Source organism: Microbacterium sp. Leaf351, from assembly GCF_001423825.1.
GTDB classification, from domain to species: domain Bacteria; phylum Actinomycetota; class Actinomycetes; order Actinomycetales; family Microbacteriaceae; genus Microbacterium; species Microbacterium ginsengisoli.
The window spans coordinates 106,024-113,791 of record NZ_LMPK01000035.1; the positions used below are offsets into that span (position 1 = coordinate 106,024).

Consider the following 7,768-nt stretch of genomic DNA (forward strand, 5'->3'; position numbering starts at 1 on the left):
AGGAGTCGATGCACTGGAGCGACGAGGAGGTGCAGTCGCAGGTCGCCGAGACCGTGCGCACGCTCTCCGAGGCCCACCGCATCGACGTCACCCGATCAGGCGTCGCCTTCCACGCCGCCTGACACCAGCTCCGGTGCGACCTGACACCGGCGGACACATCACTCAGGTCACTCATAGAGCCGGGCCGGCGCCGTCGAGGCAGAGGCGTCGTACCGGAGAAAACGAAAGGTCAACGTCGACATGTCATCAGTCAACCTGGGGTTGTACTTCCTCTCCGAGGTGGTGGGCACGGGGATGCTCATCCTGCTCGGTTGCGGTGTCGTCGCCAACGTCATCCTGGCGAAGAACAAGGGCTTCGGTGGCGGCACGCTCATGATCAACTGGGGCTGGGGCCTCGCGGTGTTCGCGGGTGTGCTCGTCTCGGCGTACTCCGGTGCGCAGCTGAACCCGGCCGTCTCGTTCGGTCTGCTCATCGCCGGCAAGATCGACGGTGCAGAGTTCGGCACCGCCGTCGGCGGCCAGTTCCTCGGTGCGTTCATCGGTGCGGTGCTCACCTGGCTCGCCTACCGCGACCACTTCGATGCCGAGCCCGACCCGGCGGCGAAGCTCGGAGTCTTCTCGACCGGCCCCGCGATCCGCTCGTACTTCTGGAACCTGGTCACCGAGATCATCGCTACCTTCGTGCTGGTCTTCGTGATCTTCGCCTTCGCCGACTACGGCGACATCCAGATCGGTGTCCCCGGTGGCCTCGGCCCGCTGACGGCCGTTCCGGTCGCCCTCCTCGTGGTCGGCATCGGCGCCTCGCTCGGCGGCCCGACCGGTTACGCCATCAACCCCGCCCGTGACCTCGGCCCCCGCATCGCGCACGCGCTGCTGCCGATCAAGGGCAAGGGCTCGAGCGACTGGGCCTACTCGTGGGTCCCGGTCGTCGGACCGCTCATCGGTGGTGCCATCGCCGCCGTCGCGGCCCCCGTGCTCCTGCACCTCGGCCACTGACCCGACACCATCCTTCGAACAGACAAGGAAGTCACCACAACATGAGCACCTACGTCATCGCGATCGACCAGGGGACCACCTCCTCGCGCGCGATCATCTTCGACAAGGCCGGCAGTATCATCGCCACCGGTCAGAAGGAGCACGAGCAGATCTTCCCCAGGGCGGGATGGGTCGAGCACAACCCCGTCGAGATCTGGCAGAACGTGCAGGAGGTCATCGGAATCGCGCTCGCGAAGGCCGACCTGACCCGTCACGACATCGCCGCCGTCGGCATCACCAACCAGCGCGAGACCGCCGTCGTGTGGGACAAGAACACCGGTGAGCCCGTCTACAACGCGATCGTGTGGCAGGACACTCGCACGCAGTCGATCGTCGACGAGCTGGCGAAGGGCGACACCGAGCGCTACAAGGAGATCGTCGGCCTGCCGCTGGCGACCTACTTCTCGGGCACGAAGATCAAGTGGATCCTCGACAACGTCGAGGGTGCACGAGAGCGCGCCGAGGCGGGCGACCTCCTCTTCGGCACGACCGACACCTGGGTGCTCTGGAACATCACCGGCGGCCCGGAGGGTGGCGTGCACGCGACCGACGTCACCAACGCCAGCCGCACGCTGTTCATGGACCTGAAGACGCTGTCGTGGCGCGAGGACATCCTCGCGGACTTCGGCGTGCCGCTGTCGATGCTGCCGGAGATCCGTTCGTCCTCCGAGGTGTACGGCACGGTCGAGGACTCGTCGCTGCTGCGCGAGACTCCGGTCTCGGGCATCCTCGGCGACCAGCAGGCCGCGACCTTCGGCCAGGCGGCGTTCGATCCGGGTGAGAGCAAGAACACCTACGGCACGGGCAACTTCCTCATCTTCCAGACGGGCGAGGAGATCGTCCACTCGAAGAACGGCCTGCTCACGACCCTCGGCTACAAGCTCGGCGACCAGCCCGCGCACTACGCGCTCGAGGGATCGATCGCGGTCACCGGGTCGCTCATCCAGTGGCTGCGCGACAACCTGGGCCTCATCTCCAGCGCTCCCGAGGTGGAGGAGCTGGCGAAGTCGGTCGAGGACAACGGCGGCGTCTACTTCGTGCCGGCGTTCTCGGGTCTGTTCGCGCCGTACTGGCGTCCGGACGCCCGCGGTGCGCTGGTGGGTCTGACCCGCTATGTCAACAAGGGTCACATCGCCCGCGCGGCGCTGGAGGCCACGGCCTTCCAGACCCGCGAGGTGCTCGACGCGGTCAACGCCGACTCCGGTGTGGACCTGACCGAGCTGAAGGTCGACGGCGGCATGATCGCGAACAACACGCTCATGCAGTTCCAGGCCGACATCCTCGGTGTGCCGGTGGTGCGCCCGGTCGTGGCCGAGACCACCGCGCTCGGTGCCGCCTACGCGGCCGGTCTCGCGGTCGGCTTCTGGTCGAACCTCGACGACCTGCGTGCCAATTGGCAGGAGGACCGTCGCTGGGAGCCGAAGCTCGACGCCGACGAGCGCGACCGTCAGCTGCGTCTGTGGAAGAAGGCCGTCACCAAGTCGATGGACTGGGTCGACGCCGACGTGCGCTGAGCGCACACGTCACCGCGGGGCGCGGGCGGCTTCGGCCGCCCGCGCCCTCGTCGTTGCCGCGGCATCCAGCGTGATACTGAGTCCCACGCTGGTCGAGACTCGATTCCGCGACTAGGCTGACGACGGATGCCGCGGGCCCTCGCCCGGGCGGTTCGAAGGAGAACACATGGACATCACCGGAGCGAGCGCGCTCGTCACCGGCGGCGCGAGCGGGCTGGGCTTCGCCACCGCGCAGCGCCTGACCGAGCTCGGCGCCACCGTCACCATCGTCGACCTGCCGTCGTCTCCCGGTGCGGAGCGCGCCGCGGAGCTCGGCGGGTTGTTCGCCCCCGCCGACGTCACCGACCCGGAAGCGGTCGCGGCCGCCGTGCAGCTCGCCGTCGCGGCCGGTCCGCTGCGGGTCGTCGTCAACTGCGCGGGCATCGCCCCGCCCGCGAAGGTGCTCGAGCGCGACGGCACGCCGAGCCCGCTGGCGGCGTTCGAGCGCATCGTCCGCGTGAACCTCATCGGCACCTACAACGTCATCGCGCAGGCCTCGGCCGCGATCGCGGTGAGCGAGCCGACCGCCTCGGGCGACCGCGGCGTGATCGTCAACACCGCGAGCGTCGCGGCGTTCGACGGCCAGATCGGCCAGCCCGCGTACTCGGCGTCGAAGGGCGGCGTGCACGCCATGACCCTGCCGATCTCGCGCGAGCTCGCCCGCTACGCCATCCGGGTGACGACGATCGCTCCCGGCATCATGGAGACGCCGATGCTCGCGGGTCTCCCGCAGCCCGCGCAGGACTCCCTCGGTCAGCAAGTGCCCTATCCGCAGCGCCTCGGCAAGCCCGCGGAGTACGCGTCGCTCGTCGCCGAGATCGTGCGCAACGGCTACCTCAACGGCGAGACGATCCGTCTCGACGGGGCGATCCGGATGGCGCCGCGATGAGCGACCCGCTGCTCTACTCCGTCGAGGACGGCCTCGCCCGGCTCACCCTCAACCGCCCCGAGCGGCTCAACGCGTTCGACGACGCGCTCGCCTACGCCTGGGCCGACGCGACCGCCGACGCGACGGCGCGCCCCGATGTGAAGGCGATCGTGGTGGATGCCGCCGGCCCCGCCTTCTGCGCGGGCGGAGACGTGCTCGCCATGGCCTCGGGCATCGGCTCGGCCCGCGCGCTCGATGAACTCGCGCACGTGATCTCGCGCGGCATCCTCTCGCTCACCGAGTCGAGCGTGCCCGTGGTCGCCGCGGCGCACGGCACGACGGCGGGCGGCGGGCTCGGCATCCTGCTCGCCAGCGACTACGCGATCGTCGGCCAGAACTCGAAGATCGGCAGCCGCTACGCCAGCATGGGCCTCACCCCCGATCTGTCGGTCACGGCGCAGCTCGCCCGCGCTGTGGGGGAGCGTCGCGCGCTGCAGCTCGTGCTGCAGGAGCGGCTGCTGCCCGCCGAGGAAGCCCTCGACTGGGGGCTCGTCGCCGAAGTCGTCGAGCCCGACCGCGTGCAGGCGCGCGCGGTCGAGGTGGCTCGCGAGTGGATCGCGGGAGCCGCCGGCGCGTATGGCCAGGCCAAGCGTCTCGTGCGTGCGGGCACGCGGCGGCCGTTCGCCGATGCCGTCGCCGACGAGGCCGCGTCGATCGGCGCCGCCTTCGACACCCCCGAGGCGCAGGCGCGCATCGCCGCGTTCGCCGCGGCGGCAACCCGGCGCTGACGCCCCATCACTCGACGAGGAGAGACATGACCGAGGCATCCCTTGCCGGCAAGACCATCCTGATGTCCGGCGGAAGCCGCGGCATCGGCCTGGCGATCGCCCTGCGCGCGGCGCGCGACGGCGCGAACATCGCGCTGATCGCAAAGACCGACACCCCGCACCCGAAGCTCGCGGGCACTGTGCACACTGCGGCCGCCGCGATCGAGGCGGCGGGCGGACGCGCCCTGCCGATCGTCGGCGACGTGCGCAACGAGGACGACATCACCGAGGCGGTGCTGAAGACCCAGGGTGAGTTCGGCGGCATCGACATCGTCGTCAACAATGCGAGCGTGATCGACCTGTCGGGCTCGCTCGACCTCGCGACCAAGAAGTACGACCTGATGCAGGGGGTGAACGTGCGCGGCACGTTCCTGCTGTCGCGGGCCGCGCTTCCCGTGCTCAAGGACGCGCCGAACCCGCACATCCTGTCGCTGTCGCCGCCGCTGAACCTCTCGTCGAAGTGGCTCGGCGCGCACACCGGGTACACGCTCGCGAAGTACGGGATGACGATGGTCACCCTCGGGCTCGCCGCGGAGTTCGCCTCGTCGGGCATCGCGGCGAACACGCTGTGGCCCCGCACGACGATCGCGACCGCCGCGGTGCAGTTCGCGCTCGGCGGTGACCGCATGATGAAGGTCAGCCGCACCCCGGAGATCTACGCCGACGCCGCCTACGAGGTGCTGCTGCAGCCCTCGCGCAAGTACACCGGGCAGACCCTCATCGTCGAGGACGTGCTCGAGGACGCCGGCATCACCGACTTCTCGGCCTACGCTGCGGTGCCCGGAACCCCCGACAGCGACCTGTTCCCCGACATCTTCCTCGACTGATCGCCGCCGACGGTCGTCCCTGCGCGGGGCGGCCGCCGGCGACGGGATGCCGCCTGACCGGCGGACTCAGACGAGCCCGTGGCGGGCGAACGCGGCGTACACGCCGCCGTCGTCGACGCTCGCGGTGATCTCGTCGGCGGCGGCCTTGACCGCGGCATCCGCGTTGCCCATCGCGACGCCGACGCCGGCGACACCCAGCATCTCGATGTCGTTCGACCCGTCGCCGATCGCGATCGTGCGCTCGAGCGGCACACCGAGGCGCTCGGCGAGCTCGACGATGCTCGCGCCCTTGTCGATGCCGGGGTAGGTGACCTCGCCGCCGGCCTCGCCGAGGTAGGGCACGGTGCCGGTGATCACGTGGAAGCGGTCACCGAGTCCGTCGCGCACGGTCGCGTACGTCGTCGCCTCGACGCCGAAGAACGTCGACTTCGCGATGCCGGTGAGGGGTGCGGCGCCGCTGCGGGAGAAGCGGTCGGCAAGACGGGCGAGGTCGGCGCGCTCGGCCTCGGTGTCGCCGCCCGCCCGCGCGTGCAGGATCGGGCGCATGCGGTCGAACAGCCCCGCGCTCGGGTACACGTTCTCGAACGCCTGCAGCGTGAACTCGACCTCGTGCCGCGAGTAGAACTCGATGAGCTGCTGCACGGCGTCCTCGGGGAGGGTGTGGGAGGCCACCAGCTCACCCTGGAACTCGGTGAACCCGCCGCCGGCGGAGATGACCCCGTCGAAGCCGATCGCGTGGATGCGGTGCGAGATCTCGACCGGCGAACGGCCCGAGCAGATGAGCACGACGTGGCCGTTTCCGCGGGCCGTGTGCACGGCCTCCGCCACGCGCGGCGAGAACCGCTGGTCGTGATCGAGGATGGTCCCGTCGATGTCGAGGAAGACGAGGCGCGATGCGGTCACGGTGGGGCTCCAGGGGGTCGTGCTCCCAGCCTACGGGCGCGGTCAGTGACCTCCGACGAACAGCAGGGCGACGCCGAGCACGATGATGATGGCGCCGCCGGTCGCCGTCAACGTCTGGATGCGGCGGGGCGAGCGTCCGAACCAGGCGCGCGCTCCGGCGGCCACCAGCGCCCAGACGGCGTCCGAGAGCACCGCCATCGCGACGAACACGAGACCGAGCTCGAGCAGCTGCAGCTGCACCGATCCCGCCGCCGGCGCGACGAACTGCGGCAGTACGGCGACGAAGAAGGCGATGGTCTTGGGGTTCGTGACGCCGACGACGAAGCCCTCGCCGAGCTGCCGCCACCGCGACGCGGGCGGGAGGGTCGCGGCATCCGTCGACGCCTGCCGCCGCCGATGACGGATCGCCTGCACGCCGAGGTAGACGAGGTAGGCGGAGCCCGCGATGCGCACCGCGAGGAACAGCGGCGGCGACGAGGCCACGATCGTTCCCACGCCGAACGAGACGAGGAAGACGAGAGGAACCTGGCCGAGCGCGCCGCCGAGCACGCTCACGAGGCCGCCGAGGCGACCGAGCGCGAGCGAGCGTCCGATGATGAACAGCACCCCGGGGCCCGGCACCACGATGATGACGGCCGCCGCGATGACGAACGCCACGAGGCTGTCGGCGGGAACCACCCGCACAGCGTAATGGCCGCGGCATCCGCCCGACGCCCTACCCTGGAACCATGACCCCCGCAGCCGCAGACGAGCCCGCCGCGACGTCGGGCGTGCGCCAGGTGCGGCCGCGCACCGAGGGCTGGCAGCAGAAGAAGGATGCCACCGGTCGCCCCCTGCTGCAGTTCGCCAGCCCCAAGCGGGGCAAGCCGCCGGTGCACCTCGCCGACCTCACCCCGGCCGAGCGCGTCGCGAAGGCGGTGGAGCTGGGTCTTCCGGGGTTCCGGGCGAAGCAGCTCGAGAAGCACTACTTCGGGCATTACACCTCGGATGCCGCGGCGATGACCGACCTGCCGGCGACCGGCCGCGACGAGCTCGTCGCCGGACTCCTCCCGCCCCTGCTGACCGAGGTGCGACGCCTCGAGACCGACCGCGGCGACACGATCAAGTTCCTGTGGAAGCTGCACGACGGTGCTCTCGTCGAGTCGGTGCTGATGCGGTATCCGGGCCGCATCACCCTGTGCGTGTCGAGTCAGGCCGGATGCGGCATGAACTGCCCGTTCTGCGCGACCGGGCAGGCGGGCCTCACCCGCAACATGTCGGCCGCCGAGATCATCGAACAGGTCGTGCGGGCGAACCGGCTCATCCGCGACGGCGGCTTCGGCACGGCCGCCCACCCCGATGAGCGCGTGACGAACATCGTGTTCATGGGCATGGGGGAGCCCCTCGCCAACTACGCGCGCCTCATGCAGGCGGTGCGGGTGATGGTCGACAAGGACCACGGTCTCGGTATGAGCGCCCGCGGCATCACCGTCTCGACGGTGGGTCTCGTCCCCGCGATCCGCAAGCTCGCCGACGAGAACATCCCGGTCACGTTCGCGCTGTCGCTGCACGCGCCCGACGACCACTTGCGCGACGAGCTCATCCCGGTGAACTCGCGGTGGAAGGTCGACGAGGCGCTCGACGCCGCCTACGCCTACTACGAGAAGACCGGTCGGCGGGTGTCGATCGAGTACGCCCTCATCAAGGACATGAACGACCACGCGTGGCGGGCCGACCTGCTGGCGGAGAAGCTCAACCAGCGCGGGCGCGGCTGGG

The 7,768-nt window shown here is 70.3% G+C and carries 8 protein-coding genes; 6 read left to right on the forward strand and 2 right to left on the reverse strand.

All coding sequences use genetic code 11. From position 1 onward, the window contains the following. Positions 1–240 precede the first annotated feature (240 nt). The 5 genes from ASG00_RS11615 (at position 241) to ASG00_RS11635 (ending at position 5,110) form a co-directional block, all read left to right on the forward strand. The gene (locus ASG00_RS11615) at positions 241–996 is read left to right on the forward strand and encodes an MIP/aquaporin family protein (protein ID WP_056209756.1); all 756 of its coding nucleotides are present in this window, start codon (positions 241–243) and stop codon (positions 994–996) included. A 41-nt stretch (positions 997–1,037) separates the two neighbouring features. Then, the gene (gene glpK, locus ASG00_RS11620; RefSeq protein ID WP_056209758.1) at positions 1,038–2,549 is read left to right on the forward strand and encodes a glycerol kinase GlpK; all 1,512 of its coding nucleotides are present in this window, start codon (positions 1,038–1,040) and stop codon (positions 2,547–2,549) included. 166 nt (positions 2,550–2,715) lie between these two features. After that, positions 2,716–3,477: an SDR family NAD(P)-dependent oxidoreductase gene (locus ASG00_RS11625; RefSeq protein WP_056209760.1), complete on the forward strand. Its 762-nt coding sequence runs from the start codon at positions 2,716–2,718 to the stop codon at positions 3,475–3,477. Next, positions 3,474–4,244 (forward strand): enoyl-CoA hydratase/isomerase family protein, encoded by a 771-nt coding sequence (locus ASG00_RS11630; protein WP_056209763.1) that lies wholly within the window; start codon positions 3,474–3,476, stop codon positions 4,242–4,244. The genes ASG00_RS11625 and ASG00_RS11630 overlap by 4 nt, the downstream gene beginning before the upstream one ends. A 26-nt stretch (positions 4,245–4,270) precedes the next feature. Then, positions 4,271–5,110: an SDR family oxidoreductase gene (locus tag ASG00_RS11635; RefSeq protein ID WP_056209766.1), complete on the forward strand. Its 840-nt coding sequence runs from the start codon at positions 4,271–4,273 to the stop codon at positions 5,108–5,110. A gap of 66 nt (positions 5,111–5,176) precedes the next feature. Here the strand turns inward: ASG00_RS11635 and ASG00_RS11640 are convergent, their stop codons facing one another. Beyond that, positions 5,177–6,013 carry a Cof-type HAD-IIB family hydrolase gene (locus ASG00_RS11640; protein WP_056209770.1) on the reverse strand — a complete coding sequence of 279 codons (837 nt, stop codon included), beginning with the start codon at positions 6,011–6,013 and terminating at the stop codon, positions 5,177–5,179. Between the two features lie 42 nt (positions 6,014–6,055). Further along, complete coding sequence (locus ASG00_RS11645) at positions 6,056–6,691, reverse strand: LysE family translocator (RefSeq protein ID WP_056209773.1); 636 nt, start codon at positions 6,689–6,691, stop codon at positions 6,056–6,058. A 50-nt stretch (positions 6,692–6,741) separates the two neighbouring features. On the opposite strand from ASG00_RS11645, the gene rlmN reads away from it, so the two are divergent. Then, positions 6,742–7,768, forward strand: a 1,027-nt coding sequence (gene rlmN / locus ASG00_RS11650; protein ID WP_442922646.1) for a 23S rRNA (adenine(2503)-C(2))-methyltransferase RlmN, incomplete at its 3' end; no start/stop codon positions are given.